Here is a 20,422-nt window from a genome sequence, read left to right on the forward strand (position 1 = left end):
CCGCGACCCGCGCGCCTCCTGCTGGAGCGCTGGGGGCTAGGCGCCCGAGGTGCCGCTGGTGGCGATGCCTGCTGCGCCGATGCCGATCACGAAGATGACGAGCAGCGCCCACCCCACGACGAAGAGCCCGTTCAGGATCAGACCGGTGACCGCCATCCCGCGACCGGCGGGTTCCTTCCGGAGGCCGACGATGCCGAGGACGAACCCGACCAGCGGCACGAGGAAGGTGAACCCCAGGACGATCGACACCAGGCCGAGCACCATGCTCGCGATGCTCAGACCACGCGGCGGAGCGGGCTGGTAGCCGACCGTCACGTGCGTCGGCTGCCCGTAGTGCGGTGCCTGCGCGTACTGCTGCTGCTGCGCGTACTGCGGCTGGTGCTGGCCCTGGTTCCCCTGGCCCGGGTGCTGGTCGTCACTCATCGGTTCCCCCTCGTCGAGTCCGCTGTCGCGTGCCCCAACGGTAGCGGATGGCAGAGCGCGGCCCCGGCTGGGTGTCGGTTGGGGGTTTCCTCAGCGCCGCAGGCCCCTGCCACCGACTGCTCACGAGGAGCGCTCCCTACGCTCCGTCACGTGCAGCCGATCGATCGTTCCCGGGACCTGGTGTGGCTCGTCGTGGTCCTCGTGGTCGCGTTCGTCTCGGTCGCGCTCACCGTCGTCGTCGTGCGATCGGTGGGGTCGTCGGACCAGGCGGCTGCTGCTCCGGCACCGAGCGCGACGCTGATCGCGCCGCAGCGCACCCGGAGTGTGCCGACGAGTTCCCGCGGCATCCCCGCCACGGAGCGCCCGACGTCGCACGAACCGTCGAGCGTCGACCTCGCGACGACGTGGACCCCGCCCGCCGACCTCCCGCAGCAGGGGCGCCTGCTGCACGTCGCCATCCCGGGCACCCGGTCGCACTTCGTCGCGCGGGACGCCCTGCTCTGGCTCCCACCGGCGGCACTGGTCGCCGATCCGCCGCCACTCCCCGTCACCGTCCTCATGTCGGGGCAGTCACGGGGCGCCGGCCCCGACGACGTCGAGACCGGCGGGCACATCGCACACACCATGGATGCGCTCGCCGGCCTGCACCGCGGCCTCGCGCCGATCGTCGTCGTGCCCGATCAGCTCGGTCCACGATCGGGCAACCCGATGTGCGTCGACGGGCCGCTCGGCAACAGCCGGACGTACCTCGAGCAGGACGTCCCCGCGTGGATCACGAGTCACCTGCGCGTGCAGACCGGTGCCACGGCGTGGACCGTCGGCGGCTTCTCGCAGGGCGGTACCTGCGCGATCCAGCTCGGGGCGGGCGACCCACAGCGCTTCGGCAACGTGATCGACGTCTCCGGTGAGCTGGGCCCGACCGAGCTGACCCGCGCCGAGACCCTGCACGGGTTCGGTGGCAGCGTCGCGGCCTGGCGTGCGGCGCAACCGATCGCGGTGATGGCCCAGCACGGCTCCTACACCGGGACGTCCGCGTTCTTCACCGCTGCGCAGCTGGACCGGCACTACGGTCCGGCGATGCCCGTGGTCGCCGCGCACGCTGCTGCGGCGGGCATGCACGTGACGCGGTGGATCGTGCCGGGAGGTGGGCACGACTGGGCGATGGCACGCGCGGCCATCGCTGCCGGGATGGCGTGGCTGGAGCCGCGCGTGGGACTCGCGGCGTCCTGACGGCTCGCTCGCCACTCGAGGGCTCCGGCCGCCGGTCGCTCAGGAGTACTCGGAACGGATGAAGGCGGCGAATCCGGGGATCGTGAACTGGAGCATCCCCCGGTCGGCTGGTTGCACGAGTCCCTTGTCGATGAGCCGCGCCCGCGGCGTGGAGAGCTGGTTCGTCCCGGTCCCCAGCGCCTCCGCGATCGACGCCCGCGAAGTCGGACCGTCGCCGAGCCGTGCCATCGCCGTCAGCAGACGCCGTTCCGAGGTCGAGCACGCCGACCACCTCGCCCGGAAGAGCGCCTCCAGGTCGGCCTGCATGGAACGGTGTCCGGTCTCGACCGAACCGACGTCGATCACCGCTCCCGGATCGGGCCGCCCTGCAGCCGCCCACGCGGAGTCGGCGATGAGCTGGACGGAGTACGGGTAACCCTGCGCGATCGACAACGCGCGGTCGACGGCTTCCGGCGTCCACTGCACTCCGAGGAGGCGAGCCGGTCCGACCAGCGCGATCTCCTCGGCATCACGATGCAGGGGGCCGAGCGGTCGGTACGCGAGGCGTTCGCTGAAGGTGACGATCTCGGCGATGGTCTCCGGCGCGTTCGGCAGTCCAGCAGCGAAGACCGCGGCGGGGACGTCCGTGCCCTCCGCCTGGAGGTGTTGCCAGGCGTAGACCAGCGTGCGGAGGCCTGCCGCGTCCGCTGACTGGATCTCGTCGACGAAGATGACGAGCGGGCGCTCCGTCGTGGCGGCCTGGATGACGTCCTCAAGGCCGCGGGCGCCCGCACGAGCGCGCTCGTCCTCCGGAGCCCTCGAGCGGAAGGTCCCCGTCGCGGTGGCGACGCCCGGCACCCCGAGCGAGAGCCGGAGTGACTCGACCTTCTCGCGGAGAGCCCTGCCGTGCGGGGCGCCGGTAGCTCCGACGGTCCGCCGCAACTCGTCGAGGATCTGCTCGACGAGCCCTTGCGGTTCACCTGCCGTCACCCACACGGTGGCCGCGCCGCGCGCAGAAGCCCGGCGTTGGTACTCGCGGAGCAGTGACGTCTTCCCGAAGCCTCGCGCGGCGTGGTCCACCCGGATCCGACCCACCAGACGGTGGAGGTCGACCAGGACTGACAGGCGCTCGTCCAGATCGGCGAGTTGGAGGGCGCGCCCGGGAACGGTGCGGGCGATCTCACCCGGTGTGTAGGGGCTCGGCTGCATGGGCCTCCGATGATCTGTTATGAAAGACGTCTTTCATAACAATCTATCGCACTCCTCCCACCCGCGGCCCGCGCAGCCCGAGCACGACCACGGCGACGAGGTTCACCGCGCTCCCGACCAGGAACCCCGTGCTGCCCCCGGCCACGCCCCACGTCGGAGCGAGCACCGCCATGAGCACCACCCCGACGACGAACCCGGCGACCGACGCCAGTGCCACCTGCCGCGACCGCCCGGACGCGAGCAGCAGTGCCGCGGGCACGAGCCCGACGGTGAACACCCACACGCCGACCATCAGGTACCGCAGGTCCGACACGGCCTCGGCCCCCTCGGCGGGGTAGACGAGCGGCAGGAACCACCCGGCGAGCCACGCCACGAGCCCGAACACCACGGCGGTCCCGCCGGTGAAGCCCCCGACGAGCAGGAGCACCCCGCGTGAGCGCAGCGACCCGCCGTCCGAGCGGTGGGCGAACGCGGGCACGAGGACCTGGCCCAGCGCCTGGCCGACCATCGACGCCGGGGTCGCCAGGGTGAACGCCGCCGCGTAGACACCGGCCTCGTGCGCCGAGACGGAGACCTGCGCCGAGATCATCGTCAGCTGCAGCAGCCCGTTCGAGGTCACGACCGCGAGCACGTTCCAGGCCGCGAAGGCGAGCACCCCCGCGGTCGGTTCCGGTGCGCCGACGGCGCGGTTCCCCCGCGGCCAGCAGGCGATCGCGAACACGGTGTAGCCGATCGCCAGGGGCAGCAGCACGAGCGGCTCGAGGCGGGTGACGCACGCCGCGACGAGCAGGCCGAGGGCGAGCAGGCTCGTGACCGTGTCCCACAGTGCGACGCGTGGCGCACGGTCGTACCCGAGTTGCGCTCCGCGGGCGTAGCAGTACAGGCCGTACCCGACGACGACCCCGACCCCGCCGACGACCATGCCCGGGCTCGCTCCCCAGGCGAGCGCGACCGGCACGGTCACGGCGGCGAGCACGGCGCTCGACACCGCCATCGAGGCCCCGAGCAGCCGGTTCACCGCGGTGTCCGAGCGACGTCCGCGCAGAGCGATCGCCAGCACCCTCGACGCGGTGTTCCCCGCGGCGTTCGGCCAGAGCAGCGCGGTGAAGACCGACAGGGAGAGCAGGGCGGTGGTCTGCCCGAGGGTCTCGGTGCCGAACACCCGGCCGACGACGACGGTGACGAGCAGCTTCGCGAGCCCCTGCACGCCGATGCCGACGGTGGCGAGCAGCGCCGACGACGCGACGCGCCCGTGCCCGTGCGCGCGCCCGCGCGTGTGCCCGCTCACCGCGCCAGCGCCTGTTCGACCCAGCCCCGACGGTGCGCCCGCACCCCGAGGGTCACCGCCCGGACGCCGATGTAGCCGAGCGCGAAGGCCGCCCAGAGCCCGGCGAGCGTCCCGCCGACCCACCAGAGCAGCGGCAGGTACACGACCAGGTTCACGAGCCCGGCGACGGCGAGGTAGCGCGCGTCCCCGGCACCGATGAGCACGCCGTCGAGCACGAACACGTAGCCGGCGACGGGCATCCCGACGGCGATGAGGACGAGCACGAGCGGCAGGGCCGAGCGCACCGCGGCGGAGTCGGAGAAGACCGGTCCGAGCAGTCCGCTCACCGCGAGGGTCAGAACCCCGAGCAGTGTCCCGCCGACGATGCCGAGCAGCACGAGCCGGCGCGTGACCAGCCGCACCCGGGCCGGATCGCGCGCGCCGAGCCCGTGGCCGACGAGCGCCTGTCCGGCGATCGCCAGGGCGTCGAGTGCGAAGGCCAGGGTCGAGAACACCGTGAGACCGACCTGGGTCGTCGCCAGGCCGGTCGTGCCCAGGCCCGAGGCGGTCGCCACGGTCGCGAGCATCGCCACGCGCAACGACGCCGTGCGCAGGAACAGCCATGCCCCGGACCGGAGCGCCCGCACGACGCCGGACGCCCCCGGTCGCAGCGGTGCACCCGATGCCCGGGCCGCACGCACGGCGATCACGACGTACACGGCGGCCATCGCCCACTGCACGATCACGGTGCCCGCGGCAGACCCCTCGACGCCCCAGCCCGCACCGTAGATGAGCACGGCGTTGAGCAGCCCGTTCGCCACGAAGCCGATCGTCGCCACGACGAGGGGTGTCCGCGTGTCCTGCAGGCCCCGCAGCAGTCCGGTCGAGGCCGTCACGACCAGGATCCCGGGGAGCCCGATCAGCGACACCGTCAGGTACGCGGTCGCCGCGGTCGAGACCTCCGCCGAGGCGCCGAACAGCTCGACGAGCGGTCCGGCGAGCGGCCAGCCGACGAGTGCGAGCACGACACCGAGCCCGAGCGCGAGCCACATGCCGTCGATGCCGGCGTGCACCGCTCCGCGACGGTCGCCGCCGCCCAGCGCCCGGGCCACCGCGGGGGTCGTCGAGTACGCCAGGAAGACGAGCAGTCCGGTCACCGTCTGCAGCACGACGCTCGCGAGGCCCACGGCAGCCAGCGCCGTCGCCCCGAGGTGTCCGACGAGCGCCGTGTCGGTCAGCAGGAAGAGCGGCTCGACGACGAGCGCGCCGAGTGCCGGCAGCGCGAGCCGGACGATGTCCCGGTCGACCGACCGACGCTCGGTCGTCGCGGCGGGCGAGGTCGGTCGTGGCACCGGACCATCCTGCCGGAGTCGGAGCAGCACCGGTCCGTCCCGCCGTCGGTACGCTGCGCGCGTGGACCTCCTCGCGCTCGCGCCCGGCGCCGTCGGCATCGCCCTGAGCCCGCTGCCCGTCGCGTCCGTGGTCGTCCTGCTCGGGCACCGTCGCGGTTCCGCCCCGGCCGTCGCCTGCGCCGCCGGCTGGACCGTGGCCGTCGCCGCGGCGCTCGTCCTGGCGGTCGCGGTGGGGGAGCGGCTCCCCGTGCAGACGGCCGGTGGCTCGTCCGTCCAGGCGATCGTCGCCGTGGTCGCCGGGGTGGTGCTCGCCGCGCTCGCGGTCTGGCAGTGGACGGTCCGCCGGCTGCCGGACGGCTCCCCGTCGAGCACCCGCTGGGCGGACGTGGTCGAGCGGGTCGGTCCGGTGCACGGCTTCGGGCTCGGGATGCTGCTGTTCTGCAACCCGAAGGCGGTCGTGCTCGCCCTGACCGCGGGGCTCGCGTTCGGGGGCGCCGAGCCCGACCTCGGCGAGGCACTGCTCGCCGGCGCAGCCTTCGTCGTGGTCGCCGCGTCGACGACGGTGCTGCCCGTGGTCCTCGTGCTCGCGGCCGGTCGTCGCGCTCGCCGTCCGCTCGCCGCGATGCGCGCGGGCATCGCCCGGTGGGGATCCGTCGGACTGGTCGCGGTGCTCGCCGTCCTGGCGGTGGTCCAGCTCACCGTCGGCGTGGTCGGTCTCCGCTGACGCTGGCCGACAGGGCGGGTGCGCGCAGGACCGGACCGGGGACGGAACGGACGGGAGGCCCGTGGCGGGGTCGCCACGGGCCTCCCGTCCGGTGGTCCCGCCGTCAGTCCGCGCGCGGCTCTGCCGGGATCGCCCCGGTGGCGGCGCGCGCCTCGTCCGACGCCCGGGGCGTCGCCGGGTCCGTGCCGCGGGCCCGCCCGACCAGGTCCATGAGGTGGTAGACGACGATCGCGGCGACCGTGCCGACGATGATGCCGCCGAAGGTCGCGCCGCCGAACGAGAACGTGAAGTCGGCGATGCCCATGATCAGCGCGATGCCGGCGGTCAGCTGGTTCTTCGGCTTGGCGAAGTCGACGCGGTTCTCGACCCAGATGCGGATGCCGATGACGCCGATCAGGCCGTACAGGGCGGTGGTCGCACCGCCGAGCACCCCGGCCGGCACCGAGGAGATGACCATGCCGACCTTCGGCGACAGCCCCAGCAGGATCGCGACGATCGCGGCGACCCAGTACGCGGCCGTCGAGAAGACGCGGGTCGCGGCCATCACGCCGATGTTCTCGCCGTAGGTCGTGGTGGCGGAACCGCCGCCGGCACCGGCGAGCACGGTCGAGACGCCGTCGGCGAAGAGCGCGCGACCCGTCAGCGGGGTGAGGTCACGGCCGGTGAGCTGTCCGACGCCCTTGACGTGACCGACGTTCTCGGCGACCAGGGCGAGCACGACCGGCACGAAGCCGAGGTAGATCGCGAGCTGGCCCGGGTCGAAGGCCGGGGCGGTGAAGGTCGGCAGGCCGATCCACGGGGCCGCGCTGACCGTCGACAGGTCGACCTGGCCGGAGAGCAGGGCGGCGACGTAGCCGACGAGGACGCCGATGACGATGGACAGGCGACCGAGCAGTCCCTTGAACAGCACCGTGACCAGGATGATCGCCGCGAGGGTGACCAGCGCGACGACCGGGGCCTTCGCGAAGTTGTCGCGGGCGGCCGGCGCGAGGTTGAAGCCGATCAGGGCGACGATCGCTCCCGACACCACCGGGGGCATCAGGCGGTCGATCCACCCGGCCCCGGCGAGGTGCACGATCGCGCCGACCAGGGCGAGCAGCACGCCGACCACGATGATCCCGGACAGCGCGAGCGGGATGCCGCCGATCTTCGTCGCGGCGCCGATCGGCGCGAGGAAGGCGAACGACGAGCCGAGGTAGCTCGGCAGCCGGTTGCCGGTGATCAACAGGAAGAGGATCGTGCCGACGCCGCTGAAGAGCAGGGTCGTCGAGGGCGGGAAGCCCGTGATGAGCGGCACGAGGAAGGTGGCACCGAACATCGCGACGACGTGCTGGACGCCGAGCCCGATGGTGCGACCCCAGGAGAGGCGCTCGTCCGGCGCCACGATGGTCGAGGAGGAGACGGTCGCGCCGTCACCGTGCAGCTTCCAGCCGAGTCCCATGGCAGCACCGTAGCGGCTGCGCGGCTGCTGGCTCCGTCCCGACGCGGACCCGGTGGCTATCGTGGAGCGCATGACCGACGTCGCACGCACCTCAGGGATCCACACCGACGAGCTCGACCCGGCCGTCCGCCCGCAGGACGACCTCTACCGGCACGTGAACGGGACGTGGATCGCGCAGACGCCGATCCCCGACGACAAGGCGCGGTACGGCTCGTTCACCGTGCTCGCCGAGGACGCCGAGGTCGCCGTGCGTGAGATCGTCGAGCGCTCCCAGCAGGCCGCACCCGGCACCGAGGAGCGCAAGGTCGGTGACCTGTACACGTCCTTCACCGACGAGGAGCGACTCGAGGCCCTCGGCACCGGACCGATCGACCCGCTGCTCGGCGAGATCGACGCCGTCGAGACCACCGACGACGTCATCGCGATGGTCGGACGCTTCGAGCGCCTGGGCCTGCCCGGCTTCGTCCAGCTCTTCGTCGACAACGACCCGGGTGACCCGGAGTCGTACGTCGTCTTCCTCGAGCAGTCCGGCCTGGGCCTGCCCGACGAGTCGTACTACCGTGAGGAGCGCTTCGCCGACATCCGGTCGAAGTACCGCGAGTTCGTCGCGTCGATGTTCCCGCTCGCGGGCTTCGCCGACGCCGGGCAGAGCACCGAGGCCGTCATCGCGCTGGAGACGGCGCTCGCCGCGGCGCACTGGGACAACGTGACGACCCGCGACAGCCAGAAGACCTACAACAAGATGACCTGGGACGAGGTCGCCGCGCTCGCGAACGGCGCCGACCTGCACCTGTGGTGGCAGGCGATCGGTGCCCCGGCCGGCGCCTTCGAGACCGTGGTCGTGCGCGAGCCGTCGTTCATCTCCGGCCTGGCCGAGCTCCTGCGCTCCCAGCCGCTGGACGCGTGGAAGGACTGGCTGCGCTGGCAGGTCATCCGCGGCTCCGCGGCGTACCTGACGAGCGCGATGTCCGCCACGAACTTCTCGTTCTACGGCACGGCGCTCACCGGTGCGCCGAAGCAGCGCGAGCGCTGGAAGCGCGGCGTCTCGCTGGTCGAGGGCGCGATGGGCGAGGCCGTCGGTCGCATCTACGTGCAGGAGCACTTCGACGAGACGTCCAAGGCCGAGATGGACGACCTCGTCGCCAACCTGGTCGAGGCGTACCGGCAGAGCATCACCGCGCTCGACTGGATGACCGACGAGACCCGCGCCCGTGCCCTCGACAAGCTCGACAAGTTCACGCCGAAGATCGGCTACCCGGTGACGTGGCGCGACTACTCGGCCCTGTCGGTCAGCCCCGACGACCTGATCGGCAACGTCCGGGCCGTCGCGAGCTTCGCGGTCGACCGCGAGCTGGGCAAGATCGGGAAGCCGATCGACCGCGACGAGTGGTTCATGACCCCGCAGACGATCAACGCGTACTACAACCCGGGGTTCAACGAGATCGTCTTCCCGGCGGCGATCCTGCAGTTCCCGTTCTTCGAGGCGTCGCGCGACGCCGCCGCGAACTACGGCGCGATCGGTGCCGTCATCGGGCACGAGATCGGACACGGCTTCGACGACCAGGGCTCGCAGTACGACGGTGACGGCCGACTGCAGAACTGGTGGACCGAGGCCGACCGCACGGCGTTCGAGGAGCGCACGAAGGCCCTCATCGCCCAGTACGACGCGCTCGTGCCGACCGAGGTGCCGGACGGGCACGTCAACGGCGCGCTGACCATCGGCGAGAACATCGGTGACCTCGGCGGGCTGTCGATCGCGTGGAAGGCGTACCTGCTGTCCCTCGACGGCCAGGAGCCCCCGGTCGTGGACGGGCTGTCCGGCGCCGAGCGCTTCTTCCTCAGCTGGGCACAGGCCTGGCGGATGGCGATCCGTCCGGAGGAGGCAGCGCGTCTGCTGAGCATCGACCCGCACTCGCCGAACGAGTTCCGCTGCAACCAGATCGTGCGGAACATCGACGGCTTCTACGAGGCCTTCGGCGTCACCGAGTCGGACACGATGTACCTCGACCCGGCCGAGCGCGTCGCGATCTGGTGATGACCGAGCCGGACGCGGCTCCGTCGTCCGAGCCGAGCGCTGACCACAGCGGGACGCCCAGCGCTGCGCCGGGCGAGGCGCCGGGTGCCGACACCGGTGCCGCCCGCCGTCCCCGCCGCCGACACCAGGTCGGCGGCGGGAACGGCGCTCGTGCGCGCGGACGCCACCGCGGCGGGGCCGACGAGCGGTTCGGCGCGACGGTCGACGCCCTCGGTTCGGTCGCCCGTGACGGTGCCGCCGTCAGCGCGTCGATCATCGACACGTCGACCGGCAAGGCCCTGCTCGCCGTCGACGACACCCTGGTGCAGCCGGTCGCGAGCCTCGGTCGCGTGCTCCTGCTCATCGAGGTCGCGGCGCAGCTCGAGGACGGCCGGCTGCACGGCGACCGGCTCCAGCGGATGGCACGGGACACCGCCACCGGTGCCGGGTTGTGGCAGTTCCTGCAGGAACCGACGATGCAGGTGCCGGACCTGGCGACCCTGGTCGGGGCGACGGCGGACGCGTGGGCGATGAACGCACTGCTGTCGACCGTCGGCATCGACGCGGTGCGGCAGCGGGCCGAGGCGCTCGGCATCGACCGCACGGCACTCATCGACCGCGTGCGGGACCGGCGCGGTCCCGACGACGCCCCCGACGCCTCCGTGGCGCCGGCAGGCGAGCTCGCCTGGCTGATGCGCGGCCTGGCCCTCGGCGAGGTCGTCGACGAGGCGGTGTCGAACCGGGTGCTCGGCTGGCTGAGCCTGGCCAGCGACACCACGCTCGTGGCGGCCTCGTTCGGCCTCGACCCCCTGGCGCACCGTGCGCTGGACCACGGGTTGCAGGCCGTCGTCGTGACCGGCTCGTCGACCGGGGTCCGCGCCGAGGCCGGCATCCTCCGGGGACCCGGATCGTCGGTGAGCTACGCGGTCACGGTGACCTTCGACGACGCCACACTGCAGCGGCGGCTCGCGGTCGTCGAGGCCCTGCGGACGATGGGCACCGAGGTGCTCGAGGCCGTGCACACCCCCGCCCGCCGCTGACCAGCACGGACGAGCACGGACGGGCGGGCGCAGACGGGCGCCGGCGGGCGCGACGGCTCAGTCGGCCGCCTGCCCCTCGGGCACCAGGCCCTGCACGTTGAGCAGCCCCGCGTCGGTGGACCGGCACGCCGTGATGCCGGAGTCCCGCACGAACAGTGACTCGGTCGACCCGGGCGGGTACACGCGGAACCCGTCCGCGGACACCGGGTCGCACGTCGCCGTCGGGTAGTTCTCCGCCTGGGTGATCTTCAGCGGTGCGACGGCCACCGCGCCGGGCGCCAGCGTCACGGTCGGGTGCGCCGATGCCTCGTCACGGGTGGCCGGGGCGCCGATCTGCTCACCCGAGCCGCCGCCGACGAAGGAGACCCCGGGCCACCCCTGCAGCGTGCAGGTCGTGGAGCCGGTGTTGCGGAGCGCGAGGTGCACGTACGTGCTGCCGGCGGCCCCACCGCTGCCGGACTCGACGCTGCCCGCGAGCGACGCGGTGGTGCACCGGCCACCGTCCCCGCCGGACCCGCCACCCGCCGAGCCGCCCGACGACGAGGACGACGCCGACGACGAGGACGCCGCCGACGACGAGGACGGAGCCGAGGTCGCGGCGGAGGGCGACGAGCCCCCGGCCGACGCGGTCACGGTCTGGGTCGCCGTCGGCGCCGGGCCCGGGCCGCCCGACGAACAGCCGGAGAGCGCGAGCGCGAGCACGACCCCGGTGCTCGCGAGGACGATGGCGGAACGTGTGCTGCGGTGCATGCCTCGACGCAACACCCGCCGCGGTCCTCGGGACTCGGTGAGCGTCCAGTCGTCACGGGCACACTCGCGTCACAGCCAGGAACACGAGCGACGGAGGTCGGAACATGGCAGGCAAGCACGAGCAGGCACGCGGCGAGGACGGTCGGGCGGACGGCGTCGACACCCGCGCCGGCGCCTTCACCGACAGCGAGATCCCGGGCGAGCAGCACGTCGAGTCGCACGAGCCCGCGGGAGAGTTCGTCTCCAGCGACATCCCCGGCGAGACGCGGCCCCAGGGCGCGGGCGGCGCGGACGAGGGTGAGTACGTCGAGTCGGACATCCCCGGCGAGGCCGAGCCCACGCCGGACGGCGAGGCCGGGCACTACGTCGACAAGGACGAGTGAGGCGCCGAGGGGCACCGGTCGGAGCTGACCGGATCCTCAGGCGACAGGAGCTCAGTCGACCAGATCGGCGGCGACCAGCCGGCGGAGCGTCTCGACGCCCGCCGGCGGGCACCGGTCCGCGTCCGCCGCGGTGACCCACTCCACCTCGTCCACCTCTGCGGAGGCGACGGGCGAGGCGGCATCGGCGGTGCCTCCCGGCCGGACCCGGAACAGGGCCATGGCGACCATCGTCCCCTCGCCCTGGCCGTGCGCGGCCTCGGTCACCGTGCCGAACGGCTCGAGGTCCGCCTCGGTCAGGTGCAGCCCGGTCTCCTCGCGCGCCTCGCGGATCGCAGCTTCGACGTCGGTCTCGTGCGGCTCCGCCTTGCCGCCGGGCAGGTAGAGCACGTCGCGTCCGCGGGCACGCACCATCAGGACCTGCCGGTCACGGACCAGCAGCAGCGCGCTGACGCGCAACGTGCGGGGGACTGCCGGGAGGCTCAGCTCGCGTCCGCCTCGCCGGTGCGGTCCGTCGAGACGGGGCACTCGGGCGCGGTGCGCTCCGCGAGCGGCACGATCGGCGACGGCAGCTCCGCCTCGGGCTCCGGGTGCACGCCGAACAGGGCGTCGAGCGCCCCGACGAACTCCTCGCCGCGACCGGCGCGACCGAGCTCACGCGCACGCACCGAGGGGCGGTGCAGCAGGACCCCGACCAGGTGCCGGAGGGCCCGTTCGGTCTGCTCGACGGACTCCGGGTCGCCGTCGCGACGCTTCGCGCGGTCGATCTCGTCGTCGAGGATGTCGAAGACGTGCTTGCGGAAGGCCACGAGCGCCGGCGTGGTCGACTGCTCGAGCGCCTGCGCACGGAAGCGCGACACGGCGTCGTCGACCATCTGACGCGCCTCGGACTCGGCGTTCAGCTCGGCGATCGGCGCGTGGATGCTGATCGTCTCGAGGTCGAGCAGCTCGACGCCCTCGACGTGGGCCGCGTCGGGGTCGACGTTGCGGGGCAGCCCGAGGTCGATGACGATGCGGCGCTGGCCGTCGGCGAGGTCGGCCGGTTCGACGACCGGGACCTCGCTCGAGGTGCAGGTGATGACGACGTCGCTCGTGCCGATCGCCTGGCGCAGGTCGGTCGCGGCGACCAGGTCGTGCTTCGCGGCGAACCAGGGCGCGCGGCCGGACGGCGAGAAGACCTGGATGTTGGCGGCGCCGCGGTCACGCAGCGCGGCGATGGTGGTGGCCGCGTAGCTGCCGGTGCCGACGAGCAGCACGCGGGTCCGGGCCCAGTCGGTGATCCGCGACGAGGCGAGCTCGAGCCCGAGACGGACGAGCGACCTGCCGGCGGCACCGATGCGGGTGCGGGTCTTGACGCCGCGGGAGGTGTGCGCTGCCTCCTGGAACAGGCGCTCCAGGTCGGACGTCGTGGTGCCGTTGGCGCGGGCGTCCTCGAGTGCCCGGCGGACCTGGCCGGAGATCTCGGTCTCGCCGACGACGACGGACTCGAGCCCGCTGGACACGGCGAACAGGTGCTGCACGACGTCCCCGCCGCCGAGCACGCTGACGGAGTCGAGGACCTCGGCGGGGACGAGGTCGCTGGCTGTGGCGACGGCGTCGACGGTGGCCGACACGGCGGAGTCACGGTCGTCGCCCGCGATGTCGAGGTAGGCCTCGAAGCGGTTGCAGGTGGCGAGGACGACGGCTCCGTCGAGCACGTCGGAGTCCGTCACCAGACGGCTCGCGGCGGTCGGTGCGCCGATGCTCAGTCGCTCCAGGAGGTCGAAGCTGGCGTTGCGGTGCGACGCCGTGAGACAGATGAGCACGTCTTCCATCGTAACTCGCGCTCGGGCCACCGGCTGTTCGCCCTCCGCGTGCACAGCAGACTGTGCGGTGGCGCCCGTGTCCGGGGCGGGTCGTGCTCGGCCGCGGATGGGACAATCGACGGGTGACCTCCGCCGCACCCGCCGCCCTGCCCGACAGCCACCCGCTCGTGACCGGCAGGACCTCGGGGTCACCGCTCGTCCGGGCGCTCCGCGGGGACCGTCCGGAGACGCTGCCGGTGTGGTTCATGCGGCAGGCCGGCCGATCACTGCCGGAGTACCGGGAGCTGCGGGTCGGCACCGCGATGCTCGACGCGTGCCTCGACCCGGCGCTGGCGTCCGAGATCACCCTGCAGCCGGTCCGTCGGCACGGGGTCGACGCCGGCATCTTCTTCAGCGACATCGTCGTGCCGATCAAGCTCGCGGGCGTGGACGTCGAGATCGTCCCCGGCCGTGGCCCGGTGCTCGGGTCCCCGATCCGCACGGCGGCCGACGTGGACGCGCTCGCCCCGCTCGACCCGGGTGCCCTCGCGCCGATCACCGAGGCCGTGCAGCGCACCGTCGCCGAGCTCGGGGACACCCCGCTCATCGGCTTCGCGGGTGCACCGTTCACGCTCGCCGCCTACCTGGTCGAGGGCGGCCCCTCGAAGGACCACATCCGCGCGCGCACGCTCATGCACAGCGACCCGGAGACCTGGGCACGGCTGCTCGACTGGGCCGCCGGCGTCTCGGGCGCCTTCCTCCGTGCGCAGGTGACGGCCGGTGCCTCGGCCGCGCAGCTCTTCGACTCGTGGGTCGGCTCGCTCTCCCGCCGGGACTACGTCGCCTCGGTGGCCCCGCACTCGGCGACGGCGCTGTCGCACGTGGCGGACCTCGGTGTCCCGCGCATCCACTTCGGCGTCGGCAGCGGCGAGGTCCTGCACGAGATGACGACGCTCGGCGACCCGTCGGACGCCGTCGCGGTCGATGCCGTGGGCGTCGACTGGCGTGTCCCGCTCGACGAGGCCGTCCGCCGCGTCGGCACCGGCGTCACCGTGCAGGGCAACATCGACCCCGCGATGCTCGCCGCCCCGTGGGAGGTGCTCGAGGCCCACGTGCGCGACGTCGTCCGCCGTGGCGGCGCTGCCCGGGCGCACGTGGTCAACCTGGGCCACGGTGTCCCGCCGGAGACCGACCCGACCGTGCTCACCCGCGTGGTCGAACTGGTCCACGGGCTGGGCGACGGCCGGGGCGACGGGACCGGAGCCGCGGCGTGACCGACGTCGTCGTGGTCGGCGGTGGGGTCGCCGGCCTGGTCGCCGCCCGTGACCTGGCCGAGGGCGGCGCGCACGTCGTGCTCGTCGAGGCCGGGGAGCGCCTGGGCGGGATGATCCGCCGGCACACCGTCGCCGGGCTCGACCTCGACATGGGCGCGGAGTCCTTCGCGACCCGCACCGACGCCGTCGAGCGGCTCGCGGCCGAGCTCGGCCTCGGGAACGACGTCGTGTCGCCCGACCCCCGCGGTGCGTGGCTGATGACGCGAGACGGCCGGACGGCCCCGATCCCGCAGACCGGCTTCCTCGGGATCCCGGGCAGCCCGATGGCCGCCGACGTCCTCGCGGTGGTCGGCCAGGGCGGTGGCCTCCGCGCACAGATGGACTCGCTGCTGCCGTCGCCCGTCGGTGCCCGGGCGCAGTCGCTCGGCGCCCTCGTGCGGAAGCGCATGGGGGAGCGCGTGCTCGACGACCTGGTCGTCCCGGTCGCGGGCGGCGTGTACTCGACGCACCCCGACCAGCTCGACCCCGATCGCGTCGCCCCCGGGCTCCGTGCGGCCCTGCAGCGCGAGGGCTCCCTCGCCCGCGCCGTGCTCGCCCTGCGCTCCCGGTCCACCGCGGGCTCGGCGGTGCAGGGCATCCGCGGCGGCATCGCCCGGCTCGTGGACGAGCTCGTGGCCGACCTCGAGACCTACCGCGTCGACGTCCGGACGGGCACCCGCGCCACCGCGGTCGAGCGCTTCGCCGTCGAGACCGTGGCAGCGGACGGTACCCGCGAGCGCCTGCCCGCACAGCACGTCCTCGCGTCGACGGCCGACCCGGGCCGGACCGCGGCGGCCGACCGCACCGGCATCGAGCTCGTCACCCTGGTCGTCGACCAGCCCGAGCTCGACGCCGGGCCGCGCGGGACCGGGATGCTCGTGCACCCGGAGGCCGCCGGGGTCGGGGCGAAGGCCCTGACGCACGCGACGGTGAAGTGGCCCTGGCTGGCCGAGGCGGCCGCGGGCCGCCACGTCCTGCGGCTCAGCTACGCGACCGCACCCCACGATCCGGTGACCAGTGACGACGGGGTGGGGACGAGCCTCCCGGTCGACCCGGAGGACACCGTCGGCGCCCGCGCCGTCCGGGACGCGACCGCGCTCCTGGGCGTCCCCGTGACCGCGGACCGTGTGCAGGGCGCCGCCCGCGTCCGCTGGTACGGGCCGGACCTGACCGCAGCCGGCTTGGCCGAGGGGGTCGTCGGCATCGGCGAGACCTCCTCCGGCCGCGGTCTGGCGGGCATCGTCGCCGCCGCCCGCGCGTCCGCTGCACGCATCCTGGGATCCTGAGCGGACCGAGGAGCACCCGAGGGCTACTGTGGACCACGCCGGACGTATTCCGTTCGGCGCATGACCACCGCACACCCTCAACAACGGAGGATCGCACATGCGAGGCAAGCTCCTGTTCGTCGCCGGCGCCGCACTCGGGTACGTCCTGGGATCGCGAGCCGGACGGGCGCGGTACGAGCAGATCAAGACCGTCAGCGGCAAGATCTGGAACAACGGCAACGTCCAGAAGGGCGTGCACCAGGCCGAGGAGTTCATCCAGGACAAGGGCCCGGACGTCGCCGAGTTCGTCGGTGAGCAGACCAAGAAGGTCGTCCGCAAGGTCAGCCAGAAGAAGGACTCGACCACCTCATGACCGACACCCGCGACCGCAAGTCGCGATCGTTGTTCGGTCTGGTCGGGGACATCCCGAAGCTGGTCAAGAACCTCGTCAAGGGCGAGATCGACCTGCTGAAGGCCGAGATGATCGCCAAGGCGAAGGTGTTCGGCCTCGCCGCCGGGCTCCTAATCGGCGCGCTCGTCATCGTGCTGTACGCGATCGGCGTGCTGCTGACCGCTGCCGTGATGGGCCTCGCGACCGTGATGCCGGCGTGGCTCGCAGCCCTGCTGCTCGCCGTCGTCATGCTCATCGTGGCCGGCATCCTCGGATTCGTCGGCTGGAAGCGCTTCAAGAAGGGCCTGCCCCTCACCCCGAAGCGCACGATCGACAGCGTCAAGGACGACATCAACGCCGTGAAGGGCATGGGTAACAAGCCCGGCCAGCACGACCGGATCACCCGCTCCTGAGCGGGGCGACCGACACCCCCACCGGAGGACCCCTGTGACCGATCAGCACGACGACCTGGCGAACCGCGTCGCGGCGACCCGCACGCAGCTGTTCGAGACCCTCGACGCCATCGAGGACAAGCTCAACGTCCCGAAGCAGCTCGGCATCGCGGCGTCCAGGGTCAAGCAGGGGATCGACGAGAAGCCGGTGCCGTACCTGGCCGGCCTCGCAGCCGGTGTGGCGGTGGTCGGGAGTATCGTCGTAGCGGTGCTCCGACGGCGGTAGACCGCCTCTGATCGGTGGTCTCCCGGACGCGGCGCGCAGCCACGACCCAGGCAACCGACAAGACGAGGAACCATGAGCTCCGACGTGCACGCAGCCACGCACGAGAACGTCCCCGACAACGCCGCCGCGCACGGCGGCAGCCCGGCGCACGAGACCGACCCGGCGAGCGGGATCGACCCGAACCTCCTCACGGCGTACGCGCTGTGGGCCGTGTTCCGGCGTCCGCTCGGGCCGATCCACCGCGTCGGTGACGACGCCGTCGCCGAGCTCGACGCCGCGGTCGCCCGCGCCGCCGGCCAGGGCGTGACGATCCGCGGTTTCTACGACGTCTCCGGCTTCCGGGCCGACGCCGACGTCATGATCTGGCTGCACGGCGACGACGCGCAGGCGATCCAGGCTGCGCTCCGCGATCTCCGTCGCACGGCGTTGTTCCAGGACGCCGAGCCGGTCTGGCACGCGATGGCCATGCACCGCGAGGCCGAGTTCAACAAGCGCCACACCCCGGCGTTCCTGCGCGGCAAGGACCCCGAGGCCTGGATCACGGTGTACCCGTTCGTCCGGTCCTTCGAGTGGTACCTCCTGCCGGAGGAGGAGCGCTCGAAGATGCTCCGCGACCACGGCATCGCCGGCGCGAAGTACCGCCGCGTGCTCACCAACACGATCGCGACCTTCGCCCTCAGCGACTACGAGTGGATCCTGCCGCTCGAGAGCCCCGAGCTCGTCGACCTCGTCGACCTCATGCGCGACCTGCGCTACACCGAGGCGCGCCTGCACGTGCGCGAGGAGGTCCCCTTCTTCACCGGTCGTCGAGTGACGACCGCCGAACTGCCGGAGGTGCTGTCGTGACCGACACCAGCCAGATCACCAACGGGAAGGTCCTCGCCGCGACCCCCGCCGCGGCGGACGGCCCCGAGCACGTCGAGGTCCCGACCGCGTACGACGCGATCCTGCTCGCCGGCTTCGGCGGCCCCGAGGGCCAGGACGACGTCATCCCCTTCCTCCGCAACGTCACGCGCGGCCGGGGCATCCCGGACGAGCGTCTCGAGGAGGTCGCACACCACTACCGACACTTCGGCGGCGTCAGCCCGATCAACGCGCAGAACCGTGCGCTCAAGGCAGCGCTCGAGGGCGAGCTCGCGAAGCGCGGCATCGACGTGCCCGTGCTGTGGGGCAACCGCAACTGGGCGCCCTACCTCGAGGAAGCCTTCACCGAGGCCGCCGACAAGGGGTACACCAAGCTCATCGCCATCGCGACGAGCGCCTACTCGTCGTTCTCGAGCTGCCGGCAGTACCGCGAGGACTACGCCCGCGTGCTGACCGAGACCGGGCTGATCGACACGATCCAGATCGACAAGGTCCGGCAGTTCTTCGACCACCCGGGCTTCGTCCGCCCGTTCGTCGACGGTGTCCGCGACGGCATGGCCCGCGCGATCACCGAGAACGAGGGCATCGACGTCGCCACCGAGCTGCACGTGCTGTTCTCGACGCACTCGATCCCGTCGACCGACGCGGCCAAGTCCGGTCCGGACTACCGGGGCTTCGACGAGCACGGTGCGTACGAGGCGCAGCACCTGGCCGTCGGCGAGGTCGTCCTCGACCAGGCGTGGAACGAGCTGCTCGAGCAGCCGGAGTTCGCCCACCTGCAGGGCACGTCGAAGCCGGCGTGGAAGCTCGTCTACCAGTCGCGGTCGGGCCCCCCGACGCAGCCGTGGCTCGAGCCCGACATCAACGACTACATGAACGAGGAGCTCAAGGGCGGCCCGACCCGTGCCGTGCTCATCGTCCCGCTCGGCTTCGTGAGCGACCACATGGAGGTCATGTGGGACCTCGACGAAGAGGCGACCGAGACCGCCGGTGAACTCGGCTTCTGGTCGCTCCGCACGCAGACGCCCGGCGTCGACCCGGCCTACGTGTCCGGTCTCGTCGACCTCGTGCTCGAGCGCGTCAACGGCACGCCGAAGGCCGAGCGCCCGCACCTGACCGACATCGGCCCCTGGTACGACGTCTGCCGCCCGGGCTGCTGCGAGAACGTCCGCGCCGGGTTCAAGCCGGCGGCCGCCGGGGTCGCCCCGTGACGGACGGTCCCGCGGCCGACGGTCCCGCCCCGATCCGGCTCGGCACCCGTGCCAGCCGGCTCGCGGTGGCGCAGTCGCAGGACGTCGCCGACCGCCTGGCGAAGGCGGCGGGGCGTCCGGTCGAGCTCGTCACGGTGACGAGCGAGGGCGACACGAACCGCGCCTCGCTGGCGAGCCTCGGCGGCACCGGCGTGTTCGCCAGCGCCCTGCGCGAGGCCCTGGTCGCCGGCGAGGTCGATGTGCTCGTGCACTCGCTGAAGGACCTGCCCACGGCTCCGTACGACGGGCTCACGATCGCGTCGGTGCCGAAGCGCGCGGACGCCCGTGACGTCCTGGTCGCCCGGAACGGCGCGACGGTGGACACCCTGCCCGAGGGCGCGAAGGTCGGCACGGGGTCGCCCCGCCGCGTCGCGCAGCTCAGGGCGAAGCGTCCCGACCTCGACGTCGTGGACATCCGCGGCAACATCGACACCCGGCTGGGCCGCGTCGACGACGACCTCGACGCGGTGGTGCTCGCCGCCGCCGGGCTCGGGCGCATCGATCGGCTCGACGCGGCGACGGAGCTCCTCGACCTCGGCTTCTGGCCGAGTGCGCCCGGCCAGGGAGCACTCGCGGTCGAGATCCGGGCGGACGAGACCGACAAGGGCCTGCTCGCTGCGCTCCGCAAGCTCGACCACGCCTTGACGCGCCTCACGGTGACGGCCGAGCGCGAGGTCCTCGCGAAGCTCGAGGCCGGCTGCTCGGCACCGATCGGGGCCACGGCCGTGGTCGACGCCGAGCTGCTGCTCGTGTCCGCGACGGTCTACCGCCCGGACGGATCCGAGTACCGCACGGCGTCGCACGCGGCACACCTCGACGGGTCTGCGCAGGACCGTCTCGACGAGGCGCTCGAGGTCGCCGGTCGCGTGGCCGCCGAGCTCCTCGAGAACGGTGCCGCCGAGCTGGCGGACCTGGCGTCGACGGTGTCCGGTGCCCCTGCCGAGGGTGACCACTCCGCCGGGCCCGGTCTCGCCACCCCCGCCGCGGAGCAGCCGGCGGACGACACCTCCACGACGACGGCCTAGGCGGTCACCACGGACGACACCGCTCGCGTCGCGGACGAGGCAC

21 protein-coding genes are annotated in these 20,422 nt (G+C 73.0%); 13 read left to right on the forward strand and 8 right to left on the reverse strand.

The annotated features are described in order from the left end of the window. Positions 1-36: 36 nt before the first annotated feature. Positions 37-423, reverse strand: coding sequence for a DUF4190 domain-containing protein (locus tag ACIQFY_RS12200; RefSeq protein ID WP_326496070.1), 387 nt, complete (start codon positions 421-423; stop codon positions 37-39). Between the two features lie 150 nt (positions 424-573). On the opposite strand from ACIQFY_RS12200, the gene ACIQFY_RS12205 reads away from it, so the two are divergent. Then, on the forward strand, positions 574-1,653 hold the full coding sequence (locus tag ACIQFY_RS12205; RefSeq protein ID WP_400340270.1) for an alpha/beta hydrolase: 1,080 nt from the start codon (positions 574-576) through the stop codon (positions 1,651-1,653). Between the two features lie 39 nt (positions 1,654-1,692). On the opposite strand, the gene ACIQFY_RS12210 is transcribed toward ACIQFY_RS12205, so the two are convergent. The 3 genes from ACIQFY_RS12210 to ACIQFY_RS12220 are packed head-to-tail and all read right to left on the reverse strand — an operon-like array spanning position 1,693 to position 5,460. Then, positions 1,693-2,841 (reverse strand): ATP-binding protein, encoded by a 1,149-nt coding sequence (locus tag ACIQFY_RS12210; protein WP_326496072.1) that lies wholly within the window; start codon positions 2,839-2,841, stop codon positions 1,693-1,695. Positions 2,842-2,884: 43 nt separating this feature from the next. Continuing rightward, positions 2,885-4,129: a hypothetical protein gene (locus tag ACIQFY_RS12215; protein ID WP_326496073.1), complete on the reverse strand. Its 1,245-nt coding sequence runs from the start codon at positions 4,127-4,129 to the stop codon at positions 2,885-2,887. Then, positions 4,126-5,460, reverse strand: coding sequence for an MATE family efflux transporter (locus ACIQFY_RS12220; protein WP_326496074.1), 1,335 nt, complete (start codon positions 5,458-5,460; stop codon positions 4,126-4,128). The genes ACIQFY_RS12215 and ACIQFY_RS12220 overlap by 4 nt, the downstream gene beginning before the upstream one ends. A gap of 61 nt (positions 5,461-5,521) precedes the next feature. Here ACIQFY_RS12220 and ACIQFY_RS12225 point away from each other — a divergent pair, with 61 nt between their 5' ends. Continuing rightward, complete coding sequence (locus ACIQFY_RS12225; protein ID WP_326496075.1) at positions 5,522-6,184, forward strand: GAP family protein; 663 nt, start codon at positions 5,522-5,524, stop codon at positions 6,182-6,184. Positions 6,185-6,287: 103 nt separating this feature from the next. On the opposite strand, the gene ACIQFY_RS12230 is transcribed toward ACIQFY_RS12225, so the two are convergent. Next, positions 6,288-7,625, reverse strand: a complete 1,338-nt coding sequence (locus ACIQFY_RS12230) for a solute carrier family 23 protein (RefSeq protein ID WP_326496076.1) — start codon at positions 7,623-7,625, stop codon at positions 6,288-6,290. A gap of 70 nt (positions 7,626-7,695) precedes the next feature. Between ACIQFY_RS12230 and ACIQFY_RS12235 the strand changes: the two genes are divergently transcribed. Both ACIQFY_RS12235 and ACIQFY_RS12240 read left to right on the forward strand, forming a co-directional pair. Beyond that, complete coding sequence (locus ACIQFY_RS12235) at positions 7,696-9,660, forward strand: M13-type metalloendopeptidase (protein WP_326496077.1); 1,965 nt, start codon at positions 7,696-7,698, stop codon at positions 9,658-9,660. Then, a complete protein-coding gene (locus tag ACIQFY_RS12240) occupies positions 9,660-10,679 on the forward strand; it encodes a serine hydrolase (RefSeq protein ID WP_400340273.1) in 1,020 nt (339 codons plus the stop codon). The genes ACIQFY_RS12235 and ACIQFY_RS12240 overlap by 1 nt, the downstream gene beginning before the upstream one ends. Positions 10,680-10,736: 57 nt before the next feature. Here ACIQFY_RS12240 and ACIQFY_RS12245 read toward each other — a convergent pair whose 3' ends face one another. Next, complete coding sequence (locus ACIQFY_RS12245) at positions 10,737-11,429, reverse strand: DUF4232 domain-containing protein (protein WP_326496079.1); 693 nt, start codon at positions 11,427-11,429, stop codon at positions 10,737-10,739. A gap of 104 nt (positions 11,430-11,533) precedes the next feature. Between ACIQFY_RS12245 and ACIQFY_RS12250 the strand changes: the two genes are divergently transcribed. Beyond that, positions 11,534-11,812, forward strand: coding sequence for a hypothetical protein (locus ACIQFY_RS12250; RefSeq protein WP_209684668.1), 279 nt, complete (start codon positions 11,534-11,536; stop codon positions 11,810-11,812). 51 nt (positions 11,813-11,863) lie between these two features. On the opposite strand, the gene ACIQFY_RS12255 is transcribed toward ACIQFY_RS12250, so the two are convergent. Together ACIQFY_RS12255 and ACIQFY_RS12260 are read right to left on the reverse strand one after the other, a co-directional pair. Next, on the reverse strand, positions 11,864-12,268 hold the full coding sequence (locus tag ACIQFY_RS12255; RefSeq protein ID WP_326496080.1) for an NUDIX domain-containing protein: 405 nt from the start codon (positions 12,266-12,268) through the stop codon (positions 11,864-11,866). A 23-nt stretch (positions 12,269-12,291) separates the two neighbouring features. Then, positions 12,292-13,614 carry a glutamyl-tRNA reductase gene (locus ACIQFY_RS12260; RefSeq protein ID WP_066657578.1) on the reverse strand — a complete coding sequence of 441 codons (1,323 nt, stop codon included), beginning with the start codon at positions 13,612-13,614 and terminating at the stop codon, positions 12,292-12,294. A gap of 122 nt (positions 13,615-13,736) precedes the next feature. Here ACIQFY_RS12260 and hemE point away from each other — a divergent pair, with 122 nt between their 5' ends. The 8 genes from hemE (at position 13,737) to hemC (ending at position 20,379) form a co-directional block, all read left to right on the forward strand. Continuing rightward, positions 13,737-14,867: a uroporphyrinogen decarboxylase gene (hemE, locus tag ACIQFY_RS12265; RefSeq protein WP_326496082.1), complete on the forward strand. Its 1,131-nt coding sequence runs from the start codon at positions 13,737-13,739 to the stop codon at positions 14,865-14,867. Then, entirely contained in the window at positions 14,864-16,192 is a 1,329-nt protein-coding gene (locus ACIQFY_RS12270; RefSeq protein ID WP_400340276.1) for a protoporphyrinogen/coproporphyrinogen oxidase, read from the forward strand. The genes hemE and ACIQFY_RS12270 overlap by 4 nt, the downstream gene beginning before the upstream one ends. Before the next feature lie 97 nt (positions 16,193-16,289). Further along, positions 16,290-16,544, forward strand: coding sequence for a hypothetical protein (locus tag ACIQFY_RS12275; protein WP_066651317.1), 255 nt, complete (start codon positions 16,290-16,292; stop codon positions 16,542-16,544). Further along, complete coding sequence (locus ACIQFY_RS12280) at positions 16,541-16,975, forward strand: phage holin family protein (protein ID WP_066651323.1); 435 nt, start codon at positions 16,541-16,543, stop codon at positions 16,973-16,975. Before ACIQFY_RS12275 ends, ACIQFY_RS12280 begins: the two co-directional genes overlap by 4 nt. Positions 16,976-17,009: 34 nt before the next feature. Continuing rightward, positions 17,010-17,240 carry a DUF3618 domain-containing protein gene (locus ACIQFY_RS12285; protein WP_066651325.1) on the forward strand — a complete coding sequence of 77 codons (231 nt, stop codon included), beginning with the start codon at positions 17,010-17,012 and terminating at the stop codon, positions 17,238-17,240. Between the two features lie 72 nt (positions 17,241-17,312). Then, positions 17,313-18,086, forward strand: coding sequence for a hydrogen peroxide-dependent heme synthase (gene hemQ / locus ACIQFY_RS12290; protein ID WP_326496087.1), 774 nt, complete (start codon positions 17,313-17,315; stop codon positions 18,084-18,086). Beyond that, complete coding sequence (locus ACIQFY_RS12295; RefSeq protein ID WP_400340278.1) at positions 18,083-19,315, forward strand: ferrochelatase; 1,233 nt, start codon at positions 18,083-18,085, stop codon at positions 19,313-19,315. The genes hemQ and ACIQFY_RS12295 overlap by 4 nt, the downstream gene beginning before the upstream one ends. Continuing rightward, on the forward strand, positions 19,312-20,379 hold the full coding sequence (hemC, locus tag ACIQFY_RS12300) for a hydroxymethylbilane synthase (RefSeq protein ID WP_400340280.1): 1,068 nt from the start codon (positions 19,312-19,314) through the stop codon (positions 20,377-20,379). Before ACIQFY_RS12295 ends, hemC begins: the two co-directional genes overlap by 4 nt. Positions 20,380-20,422: the final 43 nt, after the last annotated feature.

It is taken from the genome of Curtobacterium sp. NPDC092190 (genome assembly GCF_044755625.1).
Taxonomy (GTDB): Bacteria; Actinomycetota; Actinomycetes; order Actinomycetales; family Microbacteriaceae; genus Curtobacterium.

Excerpts from the sequence above, each read along its gene's own strand:
- hemQ (WP_326496087.1), top strand. The coding sequence starts at position 17,313 with ATGAGCTCCGACGTGCACGCAGCCACGCACGAGAACGTCCCCGACAAC.
- ACIQFY_RS12210 (WP_326496072.1), bottom strand. The coding sequence starts at position 2,841 with ATGCAGCCGAGCCCCTACACACCGGGTGAGATCGCCCGCACCGTTCCC.
- ACIQFY_RS12245 (WP_326496079.1), bottom strand. The coding sequence starts at position 11,429 with ATGCACCGCAGCACACGTTCCGCCATCGTCCTCGCGAGCACCGGGGTC.
- ACIQFY_RS12250 (WP_209684668.1), top strand. The coding sequence starts at position 11,534 with ATGGCAGGCAAGCACGAGCAGGCACGCGGCGAGGACGGTCGGGCGGAC.
- ACIQFY_RS12230 (WP_326496076.1), bottom strand. The coding sequence starts at position 7,625 with ATGGGACTCGGCTGGAAGCTGCACGGTGACGGCGCGACCGTCTCCTCC.
- ACIQFY_RS12235 (WP_326496077.1), top strand. The coding sequence starts at position 7,696 with ATGACCGACGTCGCACGCACCTCAGGGATCCACACCGACGAGCTCGAC.
- ACIQFY_RS12200 (WP_326496070.1), bottom strand. The coding sequence starts at position 423 with ATGAGTGACGACCAGCACCCGGGCCAGGGGAACCAGGGCCAGCACCAG.
- ACIQFY_RS12275 (WP_066651317.1), top strand. The coding sequence starts at position 16,290 with ATGCGAGGCAAGCTCCTGTTCGTCGCCGGCGCCGCACTCGGGTACGTC.
- ACIQFY_RS12280 (WP_066651323.1), top strand. The coding sequence starts at position 16,541 with ATGACCGACACCCGCGACCGCAAGTCGCGATCGTTGTTCGGTCTGGTC.
- ACIQFY_RS12240 (WP_400340273.1), top strand. The coding sequence starts at position 9,660 with ATGACCGAGCCGGACGCGGCTCCGTCGTCCGAGCCGAGCGCTGACCAC.